The organism is Paenibacillus sp. PK4536 (genome assembly GCF_028594455.2).
GTDB classification, from domain to species: Bacteria; Bacillota; Bacilli; order Paenibacillales; family Paenibacillaceae; genus Saccharibacillus; species Saccharibacillus nuruki.
Window position 1 is genome coordinate 1,712,238 of sequence record NZ_CP126313.1, and the last position, 25,366, is coordinate 1,737,603.

Genomic DNA, 25,366 nt, shown 5'->3' on the forward strand with positions numbered 1-25,366 from the left:
TCAAAATGAAATAGAGAAAAAATCTAAATCAGCAAAACAGGAGGATCGAAGTATGAAAAAAATACTTTTACTACCACTGACTTTGCTATTCGGATTAGCGACAGTATTATCCGGTTGTGGCAATCAGAATACAGAAGATGCAGGTGGAACCAAAACGATTCATATTTATCAATATAAAGTAGAAATCTCTGATGCACTTGCCAAATTAAAAGTAGAGTATGAAAAAACGCATCCTGGCGTGAAGTTGGATATTCAGTCTGTCGGTGGCGGTAGTGATTATGCGGCTTCGCTTAAAGCCAAATTTGCTTCAGGCGATGAACCTGATATTTTCAGTAACGGTGGATATGAAGAAATGAATCTGTGGTTTGAATACATGGAAGATTTGTCAGATCAGCCGTGGGTGAGCGATCTGGTCGATGGAGCGAAAGAATCGATTAGTCGTGACGGGCACATCTATGGACAACCGATCGGTCTAGAAGGATATGGATTTATTTATAACAAAGATATTTTTGATAAAGTAGGGATTAAAGAATTACCTACCACATTAGAAGAATTACAAGCCGTCTGTGAAAAGCTGAAAGCTGCCGGTTATATTCCATTCTCAAATGCATTCCAAGAATGGTGGGTGTTAGGGAATCATAATTCCAATATTCCGTTTGCGCATCAAAGTGATCCTGTACAATTTCTACAACAATTGGATGCAGGTACAGCACAGATTCCAGGAAACGAGAAATTTACAGACTGGTTGAATCTGGTTGATCTGATGGTGAAATACGGAAATAATAATCCGTTAACGACGGATTACAATACACAGGTGACGTTGTTCGCCAATGGTAAAGCCGCAATGATGCAACAAGGGAACTGGACACAGGTACAGATTGACGGGATTAAGCCGAATATGAATATTGGACTTATGCCTATCCCGATTAATAATGATAAGCAAGAAAATGATCGTCTATTTGTTAGCGTGCCTAACAACTGGATTGTGAACAAGAATTCACCGGTTAAAGCAGAAGCAAAAGAATTTTTAAATTGGTTAGTGACTTCAGATACAGGAAAACACTATATCACTGACGAATTTAAATTTATACCTGCTTTCAAAAGTATTCCTACCACCGATAAACAGCTAGGCCCTATCGGTTCAGATATTGTAAAATACAATGAAGCAGGCAAAACGCTCCAATGGGTATTCCCACGATTTGCAACAGGATTAACCAAAGATTACGGCAGTACGATCCAAGCATACATCGCTGGCGAGTTGACTAGAGATGAGATGCTGGAACAAATGCAAGCAGAATGGGTTAATTTGCAATTAAGATAGTCTGACATGAATAGGTCTTGTCGTAGATCAGGCTAAGCGAGTAGCAGGTGTAAGCCTGATCTATGATCAAGGTATATCATGTCCCACCAAAAGCCAAAGTGGAGGGGAAAAGTAGAATGGAAGATACAAGCGAAGCGATACACCCGGACAAAGCAGGATTACCTGTAGTGCAAGAAACATGGAACTCATTTGGACATATGATTCGCTGGCAAGAACATAATGGAGCTTACCTTTGTTACGGAGAACGCAGTCATGCGGCGCTTATTTTTTTATCAGATGGCGAATTTCGCTTCAAAGTATTTCAAGGAGAATATCCTGATTTATCGACAACGATAGCCATATTACCTCGTACAGAAACATCCCAACCAGAAGTTGAAGAAAATGAAGAAAACCTTGTTTTTACAACATCGGTTATTCAAGTTTTGCTCAATAGGCAAACGTTTGCACTAACGGTGTTAGACAAGAATGGTCAAGAGATTGCCCGTCAAGAAACAGTGAGTTGGAGTCCGCGTGGAGCAACAAATGGACTGTTCAATATGCAAGAAGGCTCTCACTTTTATGGCTTAGGAGAAAAGTCGAGCTTTCTTGATAAACGTGGAGAACGGTATACGATGTGGAATACGGATGTGTATGCTCCACATATGCCAGAGATCGAAGCGTTGTATGAATCGATTCCATTATTGCTGCATATGCAAGGCGAGACCACATACGGCATTTTCTTGGATAACCCGGGGCGTTCAGACTTTGATATGCGTTCACATGGTGTAGCCTATACGATTGGATGTTCTACAGGTGAATACGATATCTACTTTATCTATGGACCGGAATTGAAAGATGTAATTCGTCGGTATACCGCTATGACTGGACGTATTTCTTTACCACCCAAATGGGCGCTTGGTTATCATCAATCCCGTTATAGTTATATGAACCAGAGTGAAGTGATGCAGTTAGCACGTGATTTCCGTGAGAAAGATATTCCGTGTGATGTGATCTATCTGGATATTCATTATATGGAAGGCTATCGTGTATTTACGTTTGATAAAATTCGCTTTCCTGATCCGAAAGGTATGATCGCCGAACTGAAGGACATGGGGATTCGTATCGTACCAATCGTCGATCCCGGCGTGAAAAAAGATCCTAAATATCCCGTATATCGTGAAGGGGTGCAAGAAGATCATTTCTGCCGTTACTTAGAAGGAGATATTTATTTCGGAGATGTATGGCCGGGTACCAGCGCTTTTCCTGATTTCACAGATAATCGAACAGCGGAGTGGTGGGGTCAATTGCATGAATATTATACCTCACTCGGAATAGAAGGCATCTGGAATGATATGAATGAACCGGCTGTTTTTAATACATTGAAAACGATGGACTTGGATGTGATTCACAAAAATAATGGCAAGTCAATGACACATGAAGAATTGCATAATTTGTACGGATTATTAATGTCCAAAGCGACATATGAAGGTATGAAAGATCATATGAATGGTCGTCGTCCATTTATTTTGACCCGTGCAGGTTATTCAGGTATTCAGCGGTATGCAGCTATCTGGACAGGGGATAATCGTAGCTTCTGGGAGCATATGGCGATGGCGATTCCAATGGTACTTAATATGGGTCTATCCGGATTACCTTTTGCAGGGCCTGATATTGGCGGATTCGCACATCATACGTCTGCACAGTTATTGGTAAGATGGACGCAGATGGGAGCCTTTTTCCCGTATTGTCGGAATCACTCTTCTCTGGGCACAACACGTCAGGAACCATGGTCGTTTGGTGAGCAGATTGAAGGTGTTTTGCGTGAATATATCGGGCTACGTTATCGCTGGTTACCCCATCTGTACAATCTATTTCATGAAGCGTCCCAGACAGGAATGCCGATTATTCGTCCATTGATTCTAGAATATCCACGTGATCCACAAGTGACGAATCTATGTGATCAATTTCTTGTAGGCGCCGATGTATTAATTGCACCGATCTACCGACCGGATACGTACTGTCGTGCAGTGTATTTACCAGAAGGCATATGGCATGATTACTGGACAGGTGAACGTCATCAAGGAGGCAAGCATATATTAGTTGATGCTCCGCTGGATGTATTACCGATGTTTATCCGTGCAAGTTCGATTGTAGTTGAAGGATCTTTACGTCAATATACCGGTGATCAAGCTGACGATTCGATTACATTCCATATTTATGGTGCGATTGCAGATACTTCATTTACCGCGGCATACAGTCTATATGAAGATGATGGAGAAACATTTGCTTATGAAAATGGCAAGCACTCGAAGCTGGATATTCGTGTACAAGGGGAGACCGATGGATTACGGTTGTCGATGCGCTATGCTCATAGAGAATATGTAGCTGTACGTGATCAATTGCGCTTTACATTACGTCAACCTGAATTTACGCCATCCGAAATTGTAGGGCTAGAGTCAATCACATTGGATGATCTGGCTGAAGGGAAAACAGGCTGGAGTATGGATGAACAAAGTGGCGATATTTTAATTCAAGTATTGGATACCGAACAAAATGAATGGGTTCTAAAAGTCTAAAAAAAGGTCATTTCTTTCACAGAGATTGGTGAAGGAGATGACCTTTTACCATGTTATGATATAAATAGATATCTTCATTTTTACTTATGATTTTAAATAAAAAGACGATAATGATGATAACTACCCAAATGAGCTTTTAGACTAGATTGATAAATTATAAAATAGATGTGAACTGTCTTAGATGATTATATTACATAGAAATCTACTTATATTGGAGATGAATACATGCAATCATGCTGGATCGGAATAGATATAGGAGGCACTGGCATCAAAGGTGCTTTGGTAAATGAGCAGGGACAGATGATTGAACGTATGGAGTTGCCTACCCAAGCAGAACAAGGTGCTGAATTTATATTAGGACGAGTCTTATATATCGCCAATGAACTCAAAAGTATTGTCTATGATAGTGTGAAACAACGCTTTATCTCCGTTCATGGTATCGGTATCGGTTCCGCAGGTCGAATCGATCGTGAAAGTGGGATCGTAATTGATGCGACTGATAATTTGCCGGGATGGAAAGGAATGCGACTGGCTGAATTGGTTACCGCTTCAACAGGACTACCATCATGGATTGTCAATGATGCTCATGCTGCTGCCGCAGGAGAAGATTGGATTGGTGCATCTTCTCAGGTGCAATCTTCTATCATGCTAACGATCGGAACAGGAGTAGGTGGTGCGCTTGTTCACTATGGTGAAGTCATCTCCGGTCAATACGGAGGAGCTGGTGAATTAGGGCATATGATTCTACACCCTGGAGGCTTACCTTGTAATTGTGGTAAAAAAGGATGTGTTGAACAGTATATCTCAGGCACAGCACTACATCGTCGTGCAGATGAGTATGTACCCGGTTGGAATGCATATACTTTGATGAGAGAAGCCAAGCAAGGCACAGCAGAAGCATTATTTATATTAGACGGATGGATCAATGATCTGGCAAATACGATTATTAATATGGATCAAATCTTTGATCCACAGGCGATTGTGATCGGTGGTGGTGTAATTGTTACACGTGGAACGTGGTGGGAATTGCTTCTTCAACGTATTCAAGAATTGGGCGGTAGACCGGTATTATTAATGCCTGCACAATTAGGGAATCATGCAGGCATGGTAGGAGCGGCTCGAATTGCTATGTTAAATGCTCAATTGTAAAATACGCTGTGCTTCGGCGATTCGAGTAGGGTCAAGAGCAAGCTGAATATCGCTATTGATACGCATAGCGCTACCCAAATGAACTTCTTGAATACATGTCTCTTTGATAAAGGGAGCCAGATTCTGCAAAGTTAATCCTGCTCCAGCAATCAATTGAATATGAGATTGTTTGGCTAAGCGATCCAGAGTAATCATTGGCTCGGTAGCTTGTATCACTGAAGGTTGCCCCCCTGAAGTTAAAATATGCGTAATCTGAGGATAGCGTGATAATATCTCCAGCCCTCGCTCTAGATCATCCAATTCGTCAAAAGCACGATGGAACGTAAAAGGCTTGCCATCTGCCGCATCCAGTAGTCGCTCTAATGCAATAATGTCAATCTCCCTATCCGCAGTTAGTACACCAGTGACTATCGCTGCTACATCCGTACGAGAGATATGACGGATATCCTGTACCATCTGTGTTAGATCAGCAGCATCATATACAAAATGATGACTATGTGGACGCACCATCATATTGATAGGAATAGAGACCGATTCGGTCATTTGTTCGATAACGTCGAGGCTGGGTGTAAGCCCTCCTTCTTGTTGAGCCGCTATCCATTCGATTCGATCTGCACCTGCTTGATCTGCAATGATAGCATCTGCTGGCGTTGTTGCAATCACTTCCAGTATTTTTCGCATAACAACCTCTCTTTCTGTACTCCTATTTATAGACAGCTTACCATGTTCCCGATTGCCATTTTAAGATTTTTAAAATGAATCTCAGTCTTTTTAGTAGGAAATCTGGAATTTTTGGGCATCCACCCTTATAATAGATAAGATACCTACTTTGACAAAGATTATTGTTGTTTGTCAGAATTTTGGTGATAAAATCATTTTCTCATTTGACTTAGTCGTGCTGGTATAGATAAGCACTTATTATGAAAACGTAACTGAGATGGACGGGAGACAAAGATGGATCAACCGTTATATGGAATATGGATCGGAGACGTATTTTTTTGTTTTTCCGGTGAAATGTCTGAACCTAAGGTCGATGCTTGGATGAAAGTCATGCGTCGTCTAGAGATGCCAATCGGTCGCAAGCCGTTTGCACAATCTGGATTGCGTCTAGCTGAATTGAAGTTCGGTCCTTCAGGTGGAAGTGCCAAAGAAGTACCTACACGTCGCGCAGGAAGAAGCAAACGCCTGCCAGGTAGAATGGTGGAAGGACTCGCTTTATCCCCTGAGCAAGCTTATGATTTGCTACTAAATTGGGATGAAGCATTGTTAGCACGTCAAGGAATTACACCGGGTGGAGAGATGCGCTACTGGCATAGAGCTGTTCAATTTGCACAAAAGCTATTGCGAGAAGGTAAGATTTTGCCGGATAGCACAGTGATTGCAGGAACAGGTCGCCGCAGTGCACAAGCTACATTACATGGAACATGGAAACCTCTTTTACAAGGGGAAGACCGTGAGATGTTTGGCAAATTAGCAGATGCTATTCCGATGATCGGATTATCAGCGCTATCGCTTTTCCCTGCTTCAGAACCGGATCGTCCGGCACAAGCACGTGCAGATGTACTGCATTCGTTCTTGGTCGCTGTGATGGATGCCGAGATTCGGCGTATGTTCCGTGATGCGGGTTATGGCAAGTTTAGAGCTTATATGGCAGCTTACCGCCGCGGAACTTCACCACAAGCTCATTTGTGGTGGAACTCGATGTTTGATGCGACAGGTGATCTAGCAGTACAAGGAACAGCCGATGATATGGCTGAACTGGCGGCACAGATTCGTGAACATAATGGAGCCGCTGTACCTGTGCCTGAAATGGACAGTGTTGAAGAACGCAAGGGAGAATTACGCCTTGTGGTGCGATTGGAACCACCGGTTTCAGCAGATGCTACACCTGCGGAACAAGCGATGTACTCGAACACTCAAGAATGGCGAATGTCTTTCTGGGCAGATGATGAATCCGATGCAGCTATATTGATACCTGTAGGTGTGTTATGGAAGCATGATGATACAGAGTTAGTCGTACGTGGTCGTACGTATGAAAATGTACAACAGCATATTTTAATTCAACTCGGACAAGCGGCAGAACGTTCACCGATTGTAGCTTCTTTTCTAGAAGTAGCAAGCCCTGAAGGTGGATATATGGAAGCTGCGGATGTCTATACTTTTCTCAAAGAAGATGTACCTAGATTGCGCAAATCTGGCGTGGCTGTGCAGATTCCCTCACGCTGGACAAGAGAAGGTAAGCGCCGTAGCGGAGTCAAATTAAAACTTAAAACTCCACAAGACAGCAGTCGTGGACCTGAAGAAACATCCCGTCTGGGTATGAATCAGATGGTTGCCTTTGAACCGGAAGCTGTTCTAGATGGCAAAACATTAACTGTGGCTGAATTAGCGGAAATCGCTAAAAACGGTGTGCCTTTGATTCCTTTTGATGGTGGCTGGATCGAAGTCGATCTGACCGAAATTCGTCAGGTATTGCGCTTTATTCGCCGTCATGAAGAAGGCGAAATTTCGTTCAATGAATTGATGCATATCTATGCGGATGAAGACGAAAATTCATGGAATGGTCTGCATATTTTTGAAATTGAGACTGGATCGTTGTTGAATGGTCTGATGGAAGGCAATGCTTGGCGGGATATTCCTGTGCGTCAAGTACCTGAAGGTCTTCATGGAACACTACGTCCTTATCAAGAGCGAGGATTCCAATGGCTTGCGGCTATGCGTGATCTAGGATTCGGTGCTTGTCTTGCTGATGATATGGGACTCGGTAAAACAATACAGGTAATCACTTGTATGTTAGACCAGCCTTCCGCAGGTCCACGTCTTATCGTCTGCCCGACCTCTTTACTCGGGAACTGGCAACGTGAATTGGAACGTTTTGCACCTGAAATGAATCTCTATATTCATCACGGCAGTCGTCGTCCACGTGGCGAAGAATTTCTACAAGAAGCTCGCTCCCATGATATTGTGCTGACCACGTATCATTTAGCTGGACGAGATGGAGAAGATTTACGTGAAGTGCACTGGGCTTCGATCGTCTTGGATGAAGCTCAATATATTAAAAATTACCGTACCAAACAAGCGCAAAGTGTAATGAAACTCAATGCTCCTCACCGAATTGCAATGACAGGGACACCTGTAGAAAATCGTTTGAGTGAGTTATGGTCTATTTTCCAATTCTTGAATCCAGGATATCTAGGCACTTCTTCATCGTTCCGTCAGATGTATAATGCGTCTGGTGTTGAGATGGAAAGTCGCTTACAGACGTTACGCAAATTAGTAGCTCCATTTATGTTGCGTCGTCTGAAAAGCGATCCTGATATTCGCCGTGATCTACCGGATAAGATCGAACTCAAATCGTATTGTTATATGACGGTCGAACAAGCCGGTCTATATCAAAGTGTGGTGTCTGAAATGTTAGGACGGATGGGCAGTAGTGGAGGCATTACACGTAAAGGGATTGTGCTCTCTTCATTGACCAAATTGAAGCAGATTTGTGATCATCCTCATCTGGTAGCCAGTAACGGTAAGCCAGATACGTCCAAACAAGAACGTTCTGGTAAAATGGCACGCTTGATCGAACTGCTGGATATGATTCGTGATAGCGGGGAATCTGCGTTAGTCTTTACCCAGTATGTCGAAATGGGTGAACTGCTTACTGCACGTCTGAGTAAGCATTATGGACAAGAACCGTTCTTTTTACATGGTGGAGTCAGCAAAGTATTGCGTGACGAAATGATCGATGCTTTTCAAAATGATCAAGGACCTCCATTATTTGTACTTTCTCTCAAAGCAGGTGGCGTAGGGCTGAATCTAACCCGAGCTAATCATGTGATTCACTATGATCGTTGGTGGAATCCTGCGGTAGAGAACCAGGCGACAGACCGTGTATTCCGGATCGGACAGCGCCGTAATGTACAGGTGCATAAGTTAATCTGTCAGGGTACACTAGAAGAGCGTATTGATGAATTGATTGAAAGTAAAAAAACACTGGCAGAGCAAGTAATCGGTACAGGCGAGCAATGGCTAACTGAAATGTCAGATGAAGAATTGAAGCAATTGGTATCTCTTCAATCTGCGGAATGGGGAGCTGACGAATGAGTGATATAGAATGGACAGTAAGCAACTGGCAAGTCCATACAGGGCAGATTCAGGCTCAGGTCTATCCTTCTACAGCCAAAGCCACTGAAGATTCAAATGTAACTTTGCATATTGAACTTCCATCGGAAGACGAAAAGCAAAAAATGTTGGGATCACTCAGTGCTTCGGCATGGAGTATGTATCTATTGTTAAATATGGAATCTCCTTCAGCGACAACCAAAGACGTCGACCTGATGCCCAAACATGTGCTTCAAGATGTACATGAATGGTCTTCGACTGGAGAAGATTTACTACTTTATACACCTTATCTCAAAGAACAATCCACCTCTGCCAATCTACCTGTGCAACAAGTGGAAAGTCAGTGGGAATTGCAAAGTCCGCAAGTGCAAGCTGTGATCCAGAAGTCGATCGAACGTCTGTCAGCGAATCCTTTGCTGGCATGGCAATTAGCAGGCTGGAGTCCACAGACGTTATCCAAAGATATTTTCCATATCTGGGGCAAACATGTCTCCGAACAAGCTCAAAGTGAATTCGCTCTAGAAGATGGTACGATGGCTGGACAGCCTTTTTCAGATGAACCGAATCTAGGCAGTTTACTTGCTGAAGCGGCAACAGCCGGAACACTGCATCAACCCGGAGAAGGACTAGCAGAGATTGAAGCGTATTTGAACCAATCGAGTAAAAAGTGGAATAAGCAATTAGAAGGCGCAACCGCCAAAAAGATAATTCCATTTGTCGAAAATAAAGAATTACAAATACCTGATATTCAAGCATTATTACCAGGGGTACAAGGCGCCGGAATAGGTTATCAAGAAGTACGCAAACAGGTGGCAGAACGTATGATGCGGAGTCATTTTGCAAAATAAAGGAGATTTATAATGAATACCAAAAAGCCATTACGTGTGCAATGGAACATGATTATTCCAGCAAGTGTATTGTTATCAGGAGTCTTATTAGCAGGTTGTGGAGCAAGTGCAGAACAGGCAACGACAGCTCCGACCAACAATACAGCTGCTACAACAGCAGGTAACGATTCGTCGACTGCGCAGACAACAGGTTCGACCAGTGGCACTGCTTCTACGGCGAGCAATACAGCCAGCACTGTAGATCCATTGATTCAACAGCGTGAAGATAGTTCTCTTCAATCGACGATCAAAAAGATGAATGGCAAAATGGTAATCACTAATCCTGAATCAATGACAGTCATCGTTAACAAAAAACGTTCGCTGCCTGACGGATATATTCCGCCTGATTTGGTTGTACCGAAAGTCGCTTTTTCATATGACGGCGTATTAGAAAAAAGCCATATGCGTAAAGAAGCCGCAGGAGCATTAGAGAAACTATTTGCAGCTTCCAAAAAAGCAGGTCTGGATCTACGAGCGGTATCTGGGTACCGTTCATACAAACGTCAGGTTACGATTTACAATAATAATGTAGCGACCAAAGGACAAGCATACACTGACCGTGTGAGTGCTAAGCCGGGAACCAGTGAGCATCAGACAGGACTAGCCATAGATGTATCGGGTCCGGGTATCGGGTATGGCTTGGAGCAGTCTTTCGGAGGAACAGCAGAAGGCAAATGGTTAGCCAAACATGCGGCTGAGTACGGATTCGTGATTCGTTACAAAAAAGGTGCAGATGCCCTAACAGGGTATACATGGGAACCGTGGCATATTCGTTATATCGGCAAAGATTTAGCACAAGATGTTACTGCTAAAAATCTTACGCTTGAAGAATATTTTGATGAAGATCAGATTCAAAAATAAAGGAGGGAAGCTATGAACCATCGGCGGAAAATGACGGTATTTGCTACTATTTTACTGTTGGAAGCGACCGGATGTGCGTTTAACCCAAGCGCATCGATTCAGAAGTCGACTCCATCTGTTGAAGCGTCAGTTGCGCCATTGGTTCAAGAAGGCAAGATCAGTCTGTATGCGAGTGAAGAGAAGAACGGTGTCTATCACAACATAGCGATTGATGAAGGTCAGGGCGAGCAAGCGCAACAGTATGACTGGGAGACAGTAAGCAACCCGGGTTATGAACCGATGATTCATGAACAAGATTTGAATGGGGACGGGCAAGCGGAGATGATTGTGATTACGACTAAAGGCTATGGAACAGGTGTATACATATCCGAAGCCCATGTGATTGAGACCAAAGAGCAGACTGAAATCACTGTTGAGGATGCACTAGCGTATACCAAAGCGCATGTTTCCTTTTCAGTGGTGCATCAATCAGGAACATCTTCGGTCAAAGCTACTGTCACCGATCAGCCTGCGGTCGAGTTGTCTTTGAAAGCTACCGATAAAAATGAATTGCCTCTGTTCGGCAATATTATTGATTATCGTCTGGATGAAGATCATACATTAACCGCAGAAGTGGCGGCTCAATTAGCAGATGGTGAAGCGGTCGGAACAGCCATTTTGCATTATCAGTGGGATGCCGGAGCAATGAAAGTCAGTCGGATTACATTCGAAGCGGTCGCCTCATAAACGAACCAAAAAGCATGCGATTCTCATCCTATGATGGAGATCGCATGCTTTTTGGTGTGTATTTATAGCTTAATTTGATGATTCTTTGCGTACATATGGAGGTGGAGGAGGGACCGAATCATCTAGCGAAAGGACTTCTTTACGCAGATTTAGCATTTTAAGATCCAATTCATCTGCGGCTTTGGCAGCTTCTGTCAGTTCATTTACAATATGTGCAGGGACTTGTTTGTCGTATTTATAGAAAATAATATGTTCAAGACTTGCCCAGAAGTCCATTGCCAGTGTACGTAACTGAATCTCGACTTTGATCCAACGTTTGCCTTCCATTAAGACCAGTGGAACAGCTACAATGACATGCAGACTTTGATATCCATTGGATTTGGGATTAGCAATATAATCTTTAATTTCGATAATCTTGATATCTTCACGTTGTTGAAGATGGTTGAACATACGATAAATATCTTGTACAAAAGCACACACGATACGCATACCTGCAATATCATGAATATGTTCAAAAATATTTTCAACCGTTGTATCCAGTCCTTTACGAACAAGCTTTTCGATCATACTTTTGGGATCTTTAAGACGAGTCTTAATATGTTCGATCGGACTAAAGCCATCGGTTAATTCCCATTCGGCTTGAATTAATTTGATTTTATTCTGCAATTCTTCTAATGCTAGCTCATACAAAATCGGTAGCTTTTTCCACTCTTCAAATTGTTTAAGTGTATCGGCATGTTCACTGATTTCTTTAAGCTTAGCTAAATCTAGATTGTTTAGATCTAGCGAAATAATCTTGTCTAATTCACTCATACGATTCACCTCTATTTCTATTGTACATGGGTTGAAAAGGGAAACAAAATATAAGGCTATAGAGCTAGCATTACATTTGCATAAAGACTACGAATAGTTAGGATTTAAACGCTTCGATCAAAAAGCGTGACGGCGCAACTGTTTTACCATGATGCATTGCAGGCGAAGACACATACAGCTCTTGTTTGGCACGTGTAACAGCAACATAAGCAATGCGGCGTTCTTCTTCTAGTGCGGCTTTCATCAGTATCCCTTCTTTATCAGGACCTTTCATGTTTTGCGCAGCCCGTACATCTTCAGGTGCAAAATCTTGCAAAGCCGCTTCATGCGGTAAAATACCTTCCGAAGCGCCCAGTAGATACACACAAGGGAACTCTAATCCTTTGGCACGATGAATCGTCATCAGATGAACACCTTGCGGTGATTCTTGCTTGAGTAGTTCAGTCATTTTTTCACGTTTCATAGATAATTCATCGGCGAACTTAACCATTTCTTCTACTGTAGCAAATTTGCCAGCAGCACTTTCAAGTTCATCCAGTGTCTCACGAATTGTATCTTTGTGTCGGGTCGCTGGCCCACTAAAGTCTGCACTGGCGAATTTATCATAAAATACACGCCGAATTTCTTGAATCGCATACAGTGGCTTCATTTCTTTGATTTTTTTGAGAAACACAATCCGATCTTTCACTTGTTGACGCTGAAAAGATTTGAGTCGATCCCAATGATACAGATGAATTAAAGGATACTTTTTGGATTGTTGCTGTTCTTTCATCATAATGTGATCCATACCTGCATCTCTAGAGATATAGAGTGGGCCAATCACGCCGGGAAGAGCATCCATCCGTCTAGGCTTAACGGCTAAGCGTAAATGATCCATAATCGGACGAATCAGCGCATGATCATAGAATACAGGAGCTTCACCGTATTGAATAAATGGAATATCTTCCATTAACAACCGTTCTGCAATTGCTCGTGTACCGCTTATCGTGCGATGAAGTAAAGCAATATCACCTAGCGGAATCCCTTGCTTTTGTTGTTCTAACAATCGTTGAACCACTTGATCGGCTTCAGCATCGGCATGTGCAGGACGCAGATAACGTGGAGCTTGTCCTGCGGCTACGCCAGCTTTCAATACTTTGTGATGCCGAGCTGTATTATGAGTCACAATATGTGTACCCAGACCTAGAATCTGCGGATGACTCCGATAATTAATATCAAGTGCAATAATTTTGGTTCCCGGATATTCTTGCGGAAAATTCAAAATGTATTCTTGCTTCGCTCCATTAAATGAATAGATCGTCTGATCATCATCACCAACCACCATAAGATTGCGATGAGCATCTGCAATTTTACGAACCATTCCGTATTGCAGTCGGTTACTATCTTGAAATTCATCGACCATCACATATTGAAAACGTTCCTGTAATATCGCTAACGTATGTGGATCGTTTAACAATATATCGGTGCGTAACAAGATATCATCAAAGTCGATCCGGCGATATTCTTGCTTCCATTCTTCATAACGACAAAGTAAAGCGCAACGATCTCGCTCTTCAGGCGTATCTTTAGGTAGATCCTCTGCGGATCCGCCATCTAGCTTCATCGCCGATAAGGTAGCTAGTAACGTCTCGGGTGGAGTGGTGCTTGTCGAACCAATTTCTCGTCGTAAACGTTGCAATACCGCATGTTGGGCACGTGCATCACCGAAGATTTCTTCTTTCAGATTGCCATATCGTCTAAGCATCAATAGCCCAAATGAATGAAACGTACGTGCTTCAACAGCACGTGCTTTGGCGGCGGAGATGCCGGGCAAAGCGGCAATTCTGGATTTCATTTCAGCAGCGGCTTTGGTGGTAAATGTCACTAATAAAATCTGACGCGGATCTATGTTACGTACAGAGAGTAAATATCCTGCACGTGCAGTCAATACAGTCGTCTTGCCACAACCTGCTCCAGCCAATGCCAAAAGTGGACCTGTGCCATGACGAACAGCTTCAATTTGCGGTGCGTTCAGTAAAATACCCTGACTTTCCAGAGCACGGAAAAACGAAGCATCGTCCTCTTCATCCGAAATAAGGGTTATACTGGTATCACGAGGTGCGCTTTCGGCAGCCGGAACAGTTGTATGCGGTTGAATACCTTGAGGTCTCGGGTAATCTTGCCATAGGGTGTCTTTCAACAGATAAATCTTCCTTTCCGGCTTATCTTTTTCAAGTACAGCAGAAATTTGGTATGATAGAAGCAACCCGTATCCGGGTACTGCTATACATATCCTTCTATTATAATGGATAGATAGCAGTTGAAGTAGTACCCCGAGTATATTCATATGAAAAATTCAATGAAAACGGTAACGATCATTCATCCATGAGAACATGATGAAATGATGTGAATTAGAGGAGGAGAACAGTCATGAATTTGTTGCAACGGCTCAAAAGCGGCGCAGGTAAAGCGACCGAGCGTGCACAGAATGCAGTAGAGATTAACCGGTTAAACGGTCATGTGACAGATATTGAACGCGAGATTGAGGTTCATTATTTGCGGATGGGTCAAGTATTTTACGAAGGGTACCGTGCCGGAGATATGTCTCTTGCTGAAGAAGAGATGACTGATTTGTGCAAAGCATGTGATCTTCTTATGGAAGAAATCGATGAAGTGCATACGAAGATTGCTGTTTTGAAAAACGAACGGGTATGCGAATGCGGAACCGTTGTATCGTTAGAAGCTAATTTCTGTCCAAATTGTGGACGCAAAATGGAAAAGTTACCGGTTGCGTCTAAACGTGAGCAAGGATTTGGCGATGATCCAGATGATGAACGTAATTCACCTATCGTCTATCCTACTCAGTATGAACAGGAATTGGACGAAGAAGACGAAGAGTTACAAGACATGACTGTGGACGAAGAAGAATCACGTCGTGCCGATCGTCTACGTGAAGAACATGAACGTCAAGAAGAATTGGATCGTCTGGTTCGTTCATGGAAAGAAAATCTAGGTGTCGATGAGAACCCGGATGAAGAAGATTACCCTGCTCAACCTGAACCGAAAGTGAAATTGGAAAAAGAAGAGTTGCAACAAGAGCCTGTGCAGAAGCCTGTTATTCCTGCGGCGGCAACAGCTACATCTACGCCAGTGATCGAAGAAGAGATGGAACCTGAACTAGGAACAGATATGTTCAGTTGTCAGGTATGCGGAAGTTCTTTGCAAAAAGGTTCCAAATGGTGCCCGAACTGTGGCGCAGAACAGCTATAATTTCAATATTATACTGTTCGGTAAGCATAATGATCGTATCTGCAATACATCAATAGACATCTTCTGAACACCAATCGGGAAGGATGAAGCACCTGATGGAACAATTGCTTAACCATTTACGCCATCTAGGGTTTACTGAACTGGAAGCCAAAGTGATGGTAAGTCTGACTCAGCAAGGGACACAATCCGGTTATGAAGTGGCTAAGCGACTGGGTGTATCAAGATCGAATGTATATGCTACACTGCAACGTCTGGTATCACGAGGAGTGATCCAACTGACACCAGGCGAACCTGCTCGTTATACGATGATGCCGATCAAAGAATTTACTCAGATGATTTCAGGTCAGATGGGCGAATCATTAACTTATTTAGAACAACATATGCCTAGTGAAACTCATGAACAACCTTCTTTCTTTATTGTAGAAGGAGAACGTAAAGTGATTGAGACATTGAATCGTGAACTGGATAAAGCGAGCGAAGAGATTGTAGCAGGAATATGGCGGGAAGAAGCCAAATGGTCAAGGCAAGGATTAGAGCGAGCAGAACAACGGGGTGTACGAGTACTTTGGTCTTTTGAAGGTGACGAAGATGGGAAATTCTCAGGCATGTTGCCTTTAACTGCGAGTCAACAAGGGGGACGCAAGTTCTGGCTGGTGGTCGATCGGCGTTGGTGTATTGTAGGTATGAGAGGCGATGAATTGCCTGCTCAAGCGATCGTTACAGAACATCCATTGATGGTAGAATTGTTACTTCAACATTTTGCCCAGGAAATTATTCTGTTTGAACTTGAAAATGACCTGGGTGCTGAGCTGATTCAGCGCTATGGAGAAGGATATGAACACATTTTAAATAAATATATGCCTAGCTTTGTACACAAAGATATCGATTAAAGAGTGAGCAGCTTCTGGAAAACATCGATATAATAATGCCCTTCATGAGGAACAAATTGTTCACGATGTACAGTGAGCTTGTGAATCGTTGCTGTGGTATCTGTCGTATAGACCCCAGAAGCCATCACTTCATTGCATTTTCCTTGATAAAGTTCGATCATGGCTTGTAAAGGCGCTTCAAAAATACCGGAGACTTCATCTTGTTGCAATTGATACTTAGGAAGTTCATACGGACTGAATGCACCGAATACACTGCTGACTTCACGATCTATAAATGCTCCATGACGAGTACTTCCAAATGTCTCATCACGTATATCCAATACATGAGTTAATTGTTCATATCGAAGTGGAAGTCCTAATTCTTCTTGAATTTCGCGTGCAGCATCTATAAACGTCTCACCCGCAGATAAATGACCAGCAGCCGTAATATCATACATATCAGGAAAAGTATCTTTATCAGGATGACGCTTTTGAAAAACCAATAGTCTTCCTTCAACAGTATCCCGGATTAACCAGCAATGAAAAGTATGATGCCAGTGTCCTAGTCGATGAACCTCAGAGCGTTCACATGTACCTAAATGTTGATCTTGTTCATCATAGATATCGAGCATTTCAGTTGTTACCATTTGGTGACACTTCCCTTCAAAGTTAAATAGTTCATATTCAAACAGCACATATTTGTTCTATTATTGAATTATAAGTTGTTTTGGCTACGTAAAAAAAACGACTTTCTACTATTATAATAGTAGAGTTCTTACAGAGAAGAAATACTAATATACGGAGAGGATGAGAAACAATGGAATGTATTGTAAAATTTGATGTTATTCATGACCATGAAGTGAAGGCGTTAAGAGGTCTTGTTTTTGTCGAAGATGGCAAAGCACCTACAACAGAACAGTTGGAAGAAATGTTCAAAGATATGAAATATGAAGTGACCGCAGACAGAGGAGATTCTTTACGCTTTATGCCTACCCAGTCGCCTGCTCCTTTTCACCATATTCGTATAAAAGAACTGGATACCGGTGATAAAAAGTTTACAGAAGATCGGGATTTAAAAGGAATACTGTCCAACTTGTTGCCTACCTCTAATCGCCCTATCTGATATGTATAATGATACAGAGGGAGCAGAAAAATGATTACAAGGTTGCAATCTATTCTGATTATATAAAAAAACCTCTTTCCGTATTGATGGAAAGAGGTTTTTTGTGCATATTTACGCATGTGCCTTATGTAGCTCGGATGTACACTGCGGACAACGACTGGCTTTGATTGAAATTTCAGTCATACAGTATGGACATTCGCGTGTAGTTTTCTCAGGTGCAGGCTTTTCGTGTTCTTTCCGTTTCATCATATTGATTCCTTTGATTAATAGGAACACACATAGAGCAACGATCAGAAAGTCGATAACCGTATTAATGAATTGTCCGTATGCGATAACAGCCGCTCCTGCTTGCTGAGCCTCTGCAAGAGAAGCATATGTTGCTGTAGAACCACTGAACGTTTTGTCTAAGTCCCAGAATAAATCTGAAAAGTTAGTTCCTCCGAGCAATTTCCCAACAGGAGGCATGATGATATCATTAACGACAGAAGTGACAATCTTACCAAAAGCCGCTCCGATAATAACCCCAACTGCAAGATCGATCACGTTACCGCGTACTGCAAACTCTTTAAATTCTTTTAACAATCCCATAGTTCTTTATTCCTCTCTTTTAGCATTTATGAATAATTCACGTTACTTTGGGGTAATGCTCCATTATGCCTTTTGAACAATTCAATCGTAACATAAGTAATACAGTGAAAGAAATGGAATAATGACAACTATTTAGACTTTATACTCCTAATTATAATCATGTAAAGAAGATAATAGGCTATAAACCTAAAATTTGAATTGTTTAATTAGTTACCTGTTATTCGATTGGGAACTAGATAATAAGACTCAATTTAGATACTTTGCTCAAATAAAGTGAGTCTTAGGTATAGTCATCCGACATTTAGTGTTGCTTTCTGCTCAGTTCAAAAGGGATAGAAAGTCGAAATTTAAATAAATAAAGTTTTATTTTTATACTAGATTTCGACATGATTTTCAGATAACCTATTTTATAATTATGCGAAACGAATAAAAAGAGACAGGATTAACAGGAGGGAAATAACTGTGAGAAACCAGAACGTCCTTAATGATCAGTGGATTCAAAAGCGGAATGGTGTTAAAGCTTTTTTTCATAAACTTTCCGTAGATCCATCGCTCAAACAGGAAAAAGAAAGCAATAAAGATTTTGATGTCAATGAATGGCTTACGAAAGCAACTTCTCCATTACCTAAAGAAATATCCCATCAGTATGGCATTTATGAAGGTAAAACATATCGTCCTTTGCATACAAATACGCAAAATAGAGTCAATGTTGCTGTGTTAGTAGACTTACTTTTCAAACAATCGGGTCTAACAGCCAGTGCAGATGATCTTGTAAAACATATAAATAATGGCGGTACTTTGGAAGGATTTATCACAAAACAAGAGAAGTAAATTGCCTAAAAAAGTAAAATGTAAGAAAATTTGCAATTGAAAGAGGTTTACAAAATTTTCAGAACGCATTATAATGAGCGCAGGAGTTATTCAAAACGAATAACTTTTGGATTGGAAATCATATTACACAAATGTAATAATTTAGAAGCTTAGCTATTATGCGATGAAATTATAAAATCATTTTAAGAGAGGTGGGCGCGTGATGAAAATCAGTTTTAAAGGTATTGATATGGAGGGTACGCCTCAAGAAGTATTTATGCTGATTCGATTGATTGACGGTCCGCTTCAAGAAAAGACTCATATAGAATCAAGGACATCAGTTAACGAAGAAGTGTTGGAGACAAGTCAAAGTGAATGGACAGCTATTTCAACTCAATGGGCAGCTAAACAACCACTTCATACACAAACCTTTTTTCAAACTCCGTCAAACCCCTATCAGGTGTATCCGGATCATGTGGCTGATGAAGAAGTTACAACATTTGCTAACCTCGGCACCTAAGATGTTTCCTACTATTGCAGTACACACAATTAGATTTATGGACAGAGTTGTGATACTCTAGCGATTCCAACCCAGTCACAATAGACGGCTATCTCTCGTAATCTAGGAATTATGTGAACGCCGTTATTTCTTATTCAAACTATGTTACAAATTTGTAATAAATAAATGACAGACTGTAACTGATTGTGATACAACTTGGGTGGAGTCATGTTAGGCATTGGTCATCAGGGGATATTTTCAAAATAGGAGGAGTGTTGAAGTCATTCAATATACACATAAAGAACGGTCGCATAGGTTCGTAGCCTGAAGATCCGTTCAACTTATACGTAATTGGAGGTAGGATTGTGGAGATTAAACAATATTTTAATATTATTAAAAAGCGATTATGGTTGGTACTTTTGATTATTGTGGTGATTACGGTCGGAACTGGCGTGTACGCTTATATGACAAATAGCCCGCAATACAGTGCTACAGCCAAATTGGTTGTAAACAGTAGTCCAACAGCAGGTGAGGATAGTACAACCGCTAATATCGGAGCGATCAACTCTAATATTCAGTTAATCAAAACGTACAAAGAAATTATTAAAACGCCTGCCATTATGAACAAAGTGGTAAAAGAGTATCCAGATTTGAATGCTAACGCTTCTCAGTTGATCAATCAGGTGAGTGTGAATGCAGTCAATGAAACACAAGTCATGTCTGTATCAGTAGTGGATACTTCGTATGAAGGTGCTGCTAAAAAAGTAAATGCGATTGCAGCCGTGTTCCAACGTGAGATTCCAACATTAATGAATTTTGATAACATCATTATTTTGGACAAAGCAGATCCTAGTGTTCCTACAGCACCGATTACAACAAGCCCAATGTTATTTGTTCTTATTGCATTAGTATTGTCTGTGGTTGTTGGTATCGCTATTGCTTTCTTGTTGGAGTATATGGACGATTCCATCAAAAGCGAGGAAGATATCCGCGATGTTCTCGGAATGCCTGTGCTTGGAGTGATTGCCAAAATGAAAGAAGAAGACATGACGGCAAAAGAGAGAGTGCCAGCTAAGCCGTTTACAGGAGGTGGAGAACGTGCCAACCACACTTAAATGGCCGTTAATTACCAAAGAGAATCCAAAGTCATTGATCGCAGAATCTTATAAAGGTCTGCGTACAAATATCGATTTTTCCCGATTGGATGCCAAAGTGAAAAGCATTATCGTCACTTCTGCTACATTGGGCGAAGGTAAAAGTACAACTGTTGCTAATCTAGCTATAGCATATGCTGAGACAGGGCGTAGCGTACTCATTATTGATGGAGACTTACGTAATCCAGCCATGCATCGTATTTTTAACATTTCTAACAATATCGGGTTATCCAATGTGTTATTTGATAAAGACGATCTATCCAAAGCAATTCAATCGACACGAACATTGAATCTGAGTGTAATGACTTCCGGTGCTGTACCTCCGAATCCTTCTGAAATCTTGGGTTCTAAACGGATGGAAGCATTAATGGAAGAAGTGAAGTCCGAATACGATCTTGTAATTCTCGATACACCGCCTTTGTTACCATTTACCGATGCACAGGTAGCGACGCCGCTATGTGAGGGTGTTGTCATGGTTATCAAAGCAGGTGGAGCCAGTCGTAAAGATATTGTCAAAGCTACAGCAAGCCTTGAATTTGTAGGTGCTCATGTATTAGGAGCGGTACTCAATCAAGCGAGTCGCAAAACATTATCAACGGCTTATCATGAAGAGCAATAATTGACTTACAACTATATAGGTCAAGCTTGGGGTAATGTCTCCTGCACCCATATCACTGGAGATACTCGGTCATGCTGTGGGCTATGTAAGTAGCCTTAGACGTTTATCGTCAAGGGTATGATGGTGAGGACGGGTTAAATGCCCGCATTCTTATAATGTAAGAGAGCCTGAATGTGAAGATGCTGAAGATGTGCGTTATAGTAAAAAACCATTGGAGAGAATATAACTCCTGTCTTCAGACTTCCTACCGCAACAATAGGCTCTAAGCAGCGACCTCACCTTCTATGAAAAGGTTGAGATCGAAATGCTTACATACCTGCAACTTGGCCAGCATGATGCACAAAAACAAAAAAACAGGATAGGGCGTGATTTTATGAAGAAGGTTCGTAAAGCTATCATTCCCGCGGCGGGGCTAGGCACACGCTTTTTGCCAGCAACCAAAGCTATGCCGAAAGAAATGCTACCGATCGTAGACAAACCAACGATCCAATATATCGTTGAGGAAGCTATCGCTTCGGGTATTGAAGACATTATTATCGTAACTGGTAAAGGTAAACGTGCGATTGAAGATCATTTTGACAATGCTTTTGAATTAGAAGCGACTCTGTTGGAAAAAGGCAAATTGGATTTGCTGGATGAAGTTCAGAAGTCTTCTAAAGTCGATATACATTATATTCGGCAGAAAGAGCCAAAAGGATTAGGGCATGCAGTATGGTGTGCACGTAATTTTATTGGAGACGAACCATTTGCTGTGTTATTGGGTGATGATATCGTACAATCCGATACGCCTTGTACACGTCAATTGATTGAACAATACGAGCTTACTGAGAAATCAGTTATCGGTGTACAAACCGTTGCTGAAGATCAGACACATCGATATGGAATTATTGATCCGTCGGAACAATTTGGTCGACTTCATCAAGTTCGCCAATTTGTAGAAAAACCGCCAGCAGGTCAAGCACCATCCAATCTAGCGATCATGGGACGTTATGTGCTTACACCGGAAATCTTTGAATTTCTAGGAGAGCAAGAAGTAGGCGCAGGTGGAGAGATTCAACTGACAGATGCGATTCAACGCTTAAATGAATTGCAACAAGTATTCGCTTATGATTTCCAGGGTACACGCTATGATGTAGGTGAAAAATTAGGTTTTATTCAAACAACGATCGAATTTGCGTTACGAAACGAAGACCTGAAAGCACCTTTATTGCGTTCTCTTAAAGAAACATTGGAAAGAGAGTTACTGCAAGAAGAGTTGCTCGTGGTAAGAGGTGATAGCTAATGACTCCAAGACAAGGGAGTGAAGCGGAAGCCTGGGCGAACTATAGCGAATTTTATGCAAGACATGTTGGTAAAACGTCAGCTAGATTACGTTTTTATGTACTGATGAAACGCATGTTGGATATCTTTTGCTCATTGCTCGGTCTGATTGTATTGTCACCGCTCTTCATTGTACTTGGCATTTTGATTAAAGTTGAGGACTCCAAAGGAAAAGTATTTTTCTATCAGACACGGATCGGTAAAGATGAACAGCCATTTAGGATGTACAAGTTCAGATCAATGGTATCGGATGCCGAAGAGCGTCTGAAAGAACTATTAGAGAAGAATGAAATCCAGGGTGCGATGTTCAAAATGAAAGACGATCCACGTATTACTCGTATCGGACGCTTTATTCGTAAAACGAGTATCGATGAACTTCCACAATTGTGGAATGTACTTCGCGGTGATATGAGTCTGGTTGGACCACGTCCTCCATTGCCAAGAGAAGTCGAAGAATATACTAAACGTGACAAATTGCGTCTAAGTGTTATACCGGGATGTACCGGATTATGGCAGGTAAGCGGACGTAATGAATTAAGCTTTGAAGAAATGGTTGATCTAGACCTGAAATATATCGAGAAAAGAGGAATCCTGTTCGACATTTATATTCTTTTCAAAACAGTTAGAGTCCTTTTCGGTTCTAAAGACGCGTTTTGAGAACAACATCATAAGATAAGGACGAGGTGACACATTAATGAATAAAGATGCCAAAATCTATGTGGCTGGACATAAAGGGTTGGTTGGATCTGCAATCCTACGTGCGCTACAAAAACAAGGATATAATAACTTAATCTATCGCAGTAGTTCTGAATTGGACTTGCGTAAACTAGACGATGTGTATCGCTTTTTTGAACAAGAAAAGATTGATTATGTCTTCCTAGCCGCAGCAAAAGTAGGCGGTATTGCGGCTAACAACGATTTCCCTGCTGATTTCATTCGCGACAATTTGTTGATTCAGACAAATGTTATCGATGCAGCTCACTTTAATGGAGTACAGAAATTGTTGTTCTTAGGATCAACTTGTATCTATCCGAAGTTCGCACCACAGCCGCTTAAAGAAGAATATCTTCTAACAGGCGAGTTGGAACCAACAAACGAACCTTATGCGATTGCCAAAATCGCAGGTATCAAAATGTGTGAATCTTACAACCGTCAATACGGTTCACGATTTATCTCAGCAATGCCTACGAATATGTATGGTCCGAATGATAACTTCGATCTTAAATCATCTCATGTATTGCCAGCATTGGTACGCAAAATTCATGAAGCCAAAGAAAATAACAGCCCAACGGTTGAAATCTGGGGCACAGGAACACCAAAACGTGAATTCCTACATGCGGATGATCTTGCAGATGCGTGCTTGTTCTTAATGGACAACTACGAAGATAACCAAATCGTGAATGTGGGTGTTGGTGAAGATATCGCGATCAAAGACCTGGCGCTGATGATCAAAAACATTGTTGGGTACGAAGGCGACTTGGTATTTAACTCAAGCGTGCCAGATGGTACACCACGTAAATTGGTGGATACAACTAAAATTAACGCATTGGGCTGGAAAGCAAGTATTCCTTTAGAAGAAGGTATCCGCGCTGTCTATGCTGATTTCCGTAATACGGTTGCTGTAAATCAATAAATTAAACTCATACATTTCAAATATATTTTAAAAAAATAAAAACATACTGTGGAGGGAATTAATTATGAAAAGAGCACTAATTACTGGAGTTACTGGACAAGATGGATCTTACCTGGCGGAATTGCTTTTAGAAAAAGGATATCAAGTATTTGGACTTCGCCGCAGAACAAGTACACCGAACTATGAAAATGTAGCGCATATCCAAGATAAAATCGAATGGATTTCAGGCGATTTGACGGATTTGGCTTCATTGATCGAAGCGGTACGTATTTCTAATCCGGATGAAGTATACAACTTGGCAGCCCAATCATTCGTAGCGGCTTCTTGGCCACAACCGATTGCGACAGGTCAACTGACTGCACTTGCTGTAACGAACATGTTAGAAGCAGTACGTATTGCTAAGCCAGATGCTCGTTTCTACCAAGCATCCAGTAGTGAAATGTTCGGTAAAGTACAAGCTATCCCGCAAATCGAGACAACACCTTTCTATCCGCGTAGCCCTTACGGCGTCGCTAAATTATATGGACACTGGATCACAGTTAACTATCGTGAAAGCTTCAACATGTTCGCTTGCTCCGGTATCTTGTTCAATCACGAATCACCACGCCGTGGTCTTGAATTCGTAACTCGTAAAGTTACTGACGGTGTAGCACAGATCAAATTGGGTCTAGCCAAAGAGCTTCGTCTAGGTAACTTGGATTCTCAACGTGACTGGGGCTTTGCAGGAGACTATGTTAAAGCAATGTGGTTGATGCTTCAACAAGATACACCGGATGATTTCGTTATCTCTACAGGTGAAATGCACACGGTTGAAGAGCTAGTACAAGTTGCTTTTGATCATGTGGGTCTGAACTGGAGAGACTATGTAGTTATTGATGAGAAATTTGTTCGTCCAGCAGAAGTAGACTTGTTGCTTGGTGATTGCACGAAAGCGAAGCAAGAATTGGGCTGGGAATTGGAAGTTGGTTTCAAACAATTGGTAGCAAACATGGTGGACGCAGATCTTAAACGTCATGCTGGAAGACCAGTAGAAGTACCTGTATATTAATCGATTCCTTTCATAAAGCGAATAGG

23 protein-coding genes are annotated in these 25,366 nt (G+C 41.7%); 18 read left to right on the forward strand and 5 right to left on the reverse strand.

Annotated features, from left to right (window positions below; genetic code table 11):
- The first annotated feature begins 52 nt into the window (after positions 1-52).
- The 3 genes from PO903_RS07775 (at position 53) to PO903_RS07785 (ending at position 5,025) form a co-directional block, all read left to right on the forward strand.
- Positions 53-1,321, forward strand: coding sequence for an ABC transporter substrate-binding protein (locus tag PO903_RS07775; RefSeq protein ID WP_069329526.1), 1,269 nt, complete (start codon positions 53-55; stop codon positions 1,319-1,321).
- A 116-nt stretch (positions 1,322-1,437) separates the two neighbouring features.
- Positions 1,438-3,876, forward strand: coding sequence for a glycoside hydrolase family 31 protein (locus PO903_RS07780; protein WP_273593065.1), 2,439 nt, complete (start codon positions 1,438-1,440; stop codon positions 3,874-3,876).
- A gap of 225 nt (positions 3,877-4,101) precedes the next feature.
- Positions 4,102-5,025: an ROK family protein gene (locus PO903_RS07785; RefSeq protein ID WP_069329524.1), complete on the forward strand. Its 924-nt coding sequence runs from the start codon at positions 4,102-4,104 to the stop codon at positions 5,023-5,025.
- Here PO903_RS07785 and PO903_RS07790 read toward each other — a convergent pair.
- Positions 5,008-5,706, reverse strand: coding sequence for a copper homeostasis protein CutC (locus tag PO903_RS07790; protein WP_273593066.1), 699 nt, complete (start codon positions 5,704-5,706; stop codon positions 5,008-5,010). The two genes, PO903_RS07785 and PO903_RS07790, sit on opposite strands and share 18 nt — an antisense overlap.
- 273 nt (positions 5,707-5,979) lie before the next feature.
- Between PO903_RS07790 and PO903_RS07795 the strand changes: the two genes are divergently transcribed.
- From PO903_RS07795 to PO903_RS07810, 4 genes are read left to right on the forward strand one after another with little or no spacing between them, the layout of a single operon-like run.
- Entirely contained in the window at positions 5,980-9,123 is a 3,144-nt protein-coding gene (locus tag PO903_RS07795) for a DEAD/DEAH box helicase (protein ID WP_137224848.1), read from the forward strand.
- Complete coding sequence (locus tag PO903_RS07800; protein ID WP_273593067.1) at positions 9,120-9,989, forward strand: hypothetical protein; 870 nt, start codon at positions 9,120-9,122, stop codon at positions 9,987-9,989. The genes PO903_RS07795 and PO903_RS07800 overlap by 4 nt, the downstream gene beginning before the upstream one ends.
- A gap of 12 nt (positions 9,990-10,001) precedes the next feature.
- Entirely contained in the window at positions 10,002-10,889 is an 888-nt protein-coding gene (locus PO903_RS07805; protein WP_069329518.1) for a M15 family metallopeptidase, read from the forward strand.
- Between the two features lie 12 nt (positions 10,890-10,901).
- Positions 10,902-11,615 (forward strand): hypothetical protein, encoded by a 714-nt coding sequence (locus PO903_RS07810; RefSeq protein WP_273593068.1) that lies wholly within the window; start codon positions 10,902-10,904, stop codon positions 11,613-11,615.
- A 69-nt stretch (positions 11,616-11,684) separates the two neighbouring features.
- Here the strand turns inward: PO903_RS07810 and PO903_RS07815 are convergent, their stop codons facing one another.
- A complete protein-coding gene (locus PO903_RS07815) occupies positions 11,685-12,428 on the reverse strand; it encodes a GTP pyrophosphokinase (protein ID WP_273593069.1) in 744 nt (247 codons plus the stop codon).
- 97 nt (positions 12,429-12,525) lie between these two features.
- On the reverse strand, positions 12,526-14,607 hold the full coding sequence (locus tag PO903_RS07820; RefSeq protein WP_069329515.1) for an ATP-dependent helicase: 2,082 nt from the start codon (positions 14,605-14,607) through the stop codon (positions 12,526-12,528).
- A 230-nt stretch (positions 14,608-14,837) separates the two neighbouring features.
- On the opposite strand from PO903_RS07820, the gene PO903_RS07825 reads away from it, so the two are divergent.
- Together PO903_RS07825 and PO903_RS07830 are read left to right on the forward strand one after the other, a co-directional pair.
- Positions 14,838-15,677: a zinc ribbon domain-containing protein gene (locus PO903_RS07825; protein WP_069329514.1), complete on the forward strand. Its 840-nt coding sequence runs from the start codon at positions 14,838-14,840 to the stop codon at positions 15,675-15,677.
- Between the two features lie 95 nt (positions 15,678-15,772).
- The gene (locus PO903_RS07830) at positions 15,773-16,567 is read left to right on the forward strand and encodes a TrmB family transcriptional regulator (protein WP_069329513.1); all 795 of its coding nucleotides are present in this window, start codon (positions 15,773-15,775) and stop codon (positions 16,565-16,567) included.
- Here PO903_RS07830 and PO903_RS07835 read toward each other — a convergent pair.
- Positions 16,564-17,193, reverse strand: coding sequence for an NUDIX hydrolase (locus tag PO903_RS07835; RefSeq protein WP_137224858.1), 630 nt, complete (start codon positions 17,191-17,193; stop codon positions 16,564-16,566). The two genes, PO903_RS07830 and PO903_RS07835, sit on opposite strands and share 4 nt — an antisense overlap.
- Before the next feature lie 170 nt (positions 17,194-17,363).
- On the opposite strand from PO903_RS07835, the gene PO903_RS07840 reads away from it, so the two are divergent.
- A complete protein-coding gene (locus tag PO903_RS07840) occupies positions 17,364-17,669 on the forward strand; it encodes a hypothetical protein (protein WP_273593070.1) in 306 nt (101 codons plus the stop codon).
- Between the two features lie 111 nt (positions 17,670-17,780).
- On the opposite strand, the gene mscL is transcribed toward PO903_RS07840, so the two are convergent.
- Positions 17,781-18,257: a large conductance mechanosensitive channel protein MscL gene (gene mscL / locus PO903_RS07845; RefSeq protein WP_069329510.1), complete on the reverse strand. Its 477-nt coding sequence runs from the start codon at positions 18,255-18,257 to the stop codon at positions 17,781-17,783.
- A gap of 462 nt (positions 18,258-18,719) precedes the next feature.
- On the opposite strand from mscL, the gene PO903_RS07850 reads away from it, so the two are divergent.
- The 8 genes from PO903_RS07850 to gmd all read left to right on the forward strand — a co-directional run bounded on the left by PO903_RS07850 (position 18,720) and on the right by gmd (position 25,340).
- Entirely contained in the window at positions 18,720-19,088 is a 369-nt protein-coding gene (locus PO903_RS07850) for a hypothetical protein (protein WP_273593071.1), read from the forward strand.
- Between the two features lie 202 nt (positions 19,089-19,290).
- Positions 19,291-19,587, forward strand: coding sequence for a hypothetical protein (locus PO903_RS07855; RefSeq protein WP_069329508.1), 297 nt, complete (start codon positions 19,291-19,293; stop codon positions 19,585-19,587).
- A gap of 344 nt (positions 19,588-19,931) precedes the next feature.
- Positions 19,932-20,681: a YveK family protein gene (locus tag PO903_RS07860; RefSeq protein ID WP_069329507.1), complete on the forward strand. Its 750-nt coding sequence runs from the start codon at positions 19,932-19,934 to the stop codon at positions 20,679-20,681.
- Positions 20,665-21,339: a CpsD/CapB family tyrosine-protein kinase gene (locus PO903_RS07865; RefSeq protein WP_069329506.1), complete on the forward strand. Its 675-nt coding sequence runs from the start codon at positions 20,665-20,667 to the stop codon at positions 21,337-21,339. Before PO903_RS07860 ends, PO903_RS07865 begins: the two co-directional genes overlap by 17 nt.
- Before the next feature lie 373 nt (positions 21,340-21,712).
- On the forward strand, positions 21,713-22,621 hold the full coding sequence (gene galU, locus PO903_RS07870; RefSeq protein ID WP_069329505.1) for a UTP--glucose-1-phosphate uridylyltransferase GalU: 909 nt from the start codon (positions 21,713-21,715) through the stop codon (positions 22,619-22,621).
- Positions 22,621-23,316: a sugar transferase gene (locus PO903_RS07875; RefSeq protein WP_069329504.1), complete on the forward strand. Its 696-nt coding sequence runs from the start codon at positions 22,621-22,623 to the stop codon at positions 23,314-23,316. Before galU ends, PO903_RS07875 begins: the two co-directional genes overlap by 1 nt.
- 37 nt (positions 23,317-23,353) lie before the next feature.
- Positions 23,354-24,292 carry a GDP-L-fucose synthase family protein gene (locus tag PO903_RS07880; RefSeq protein ID WP_069329503.1) on the forward strand — a complete coding sequence of 313 codons (939 nt, stop codon included), beginning with the start codon at positions 23,354-23,356 and terminating at the stop codon, positions 24,290-24,292.
- A gap of 64 nt (positions 24,293-24,356) precedes the next feature.
- On the forward strand, positions 24,357-25,340 hold the full coding sequence (gene gmd, locus PO903_RS07885; RefSeq protein ID WP_069329502.1) for a GDP-mannose 4,6-dehydratase: 984 nt from the start codon (positions 24,357-24,359) through the stop codon (positions 25,338-25,340).
- Positions 25,341-25,366 lie beyond the last annotated feature (26 nt).

Excerpts from the sequence above, each read along its gene's own strand:
- PO903_RS07775 (WP_069329526.1), top strand. The coding sequence starts at position 53 with ATGAAAAAAATACTTTTACTACCACTGACTTTGCTATTCGGATTAGCG.
- PO903_RS07780 (WP_273593065.1), top strand. The coding sequence starts at position 1,438 with ATGGAAGATACAAGCGAAGCGATACACCCGGACAAAGCAGGATTACCT.
- PO903_RS07785 (WP_069329524.1), top strand. The coding sequence starts at position 4,102 with ATGCAATCATGCTGGATCGGAATAGATATAGGAGGCACTGGCATCAAA.
- PO903_RS07790 (WP_273593066.1), bottom strand. The coding sequence starts at position 5,706 with ATGCGAAAAATACTGGAAGTGATTGCAACAACGCCAGCAGATGCTATC.
- PO903_RS07795 (WP_137224848.1), top strand. The coding sequence starts at position 5,980 with ATGGATCAACCGTTATATGGAATATGGATCGGAGACGTATTTTTTTGT.
- PO903_RS07800 (WP_273593067.1), top strand. The coding sequence starts at position 9,120 with ATGAGTGATATAGAATGGACAGTAAGCAACTGGCAAGTCCATACAGGG.
- PO903_RS07805 (WP_069329518.1), top strand. The coding sequence starts at position 10,002 with ATGAATACCAAAAAGCCATTACGTGTGCAATGGAACATGATTATTCCA.
- PO903_RS07810 (WP_273593068.1), top strand. The coding sequence starts at position 10,902 with ATGAACCATCGGCGGAAAATGACGGTATTTGCTACTATTTTACTGTTG.
- PO903_RS07815 (WP_273593069.1), bottom strand. The coding sequence starts at position 12,428 with ATGAGTGAATTAGACAAGATTATTTCGCTAGATCTAAACAATCTAGAT.
- PO903_RS07825 (WP_069329514.1), top strand. The coding sequence starts at position 14,838 with ATGAATTTGTTGCAACGGCTCAAAAGCGGCGCAGGTAAAGCGACCGAG.
- PO903_RS07830 (WP_069329513.1), top strand. The coding sequence starts at position 15,773 with ATGGAACAATTGCTTAACCATTTACGCCATCTAGGGTTTACTGAACTG.
- PO903_RS07835 (WP_137224858.1), bottom strand. The coding sequence starts at position 17,193 with ATGGTAACAACTGAAATGCTCGATATCTATGATGAACAAGATCAACAT.
- PO903_RS07840 (WP_273593070.1), top strand. The coding sequence starts at position 17,364 with ATGGAATGTATTGTAAAATTTGATGTTATTCATGACCATGAAGTGAAG.
- mscL (WP_069329510.1), bottom strand. The coding sequence starts at position 18,257 with ATGGGATTGTTAAAAGAATTTAAAGAGTTTGCAGTACGCGGTAACGTG.
- PO903_RS07855 (WP_069329508.1), top strand. The coding sequence starts at position 19,291 with ATGAAAATCAGTTTTAAAGGTATTGATATGGAGGGTACGCCTCAAGAA.
- galU (WP_069329505.1), top strand. The coding sequence starts at position 21,713 with ATGAAGAAGGTTCGTAAAGCTATCATTCCCGCGGCGGGGCTAGGCACA.
- PO903_RS07875 (WP_069329504.1), top strand. The coding sequence starts at position 22,621 with ATGACTCCAAGACAAGGGAGTGAAGCGGAAGCCTGGGCGAACTATAGC.
- PO903_RS07880 (WP_069329503.1), top strand. The coding sequence starts at position 23,354 with ATGAATAAAGATGCCAAAATCTATGTGGCTGGACATAAAGGGTTGGTT.
- gmd (WP_069329502.1), top strand. The coding sequence starts at position 24,357 with ATGAAAAGAGCACTAATTACTGGAGTTACTGGACAAGATGGATCTTAC.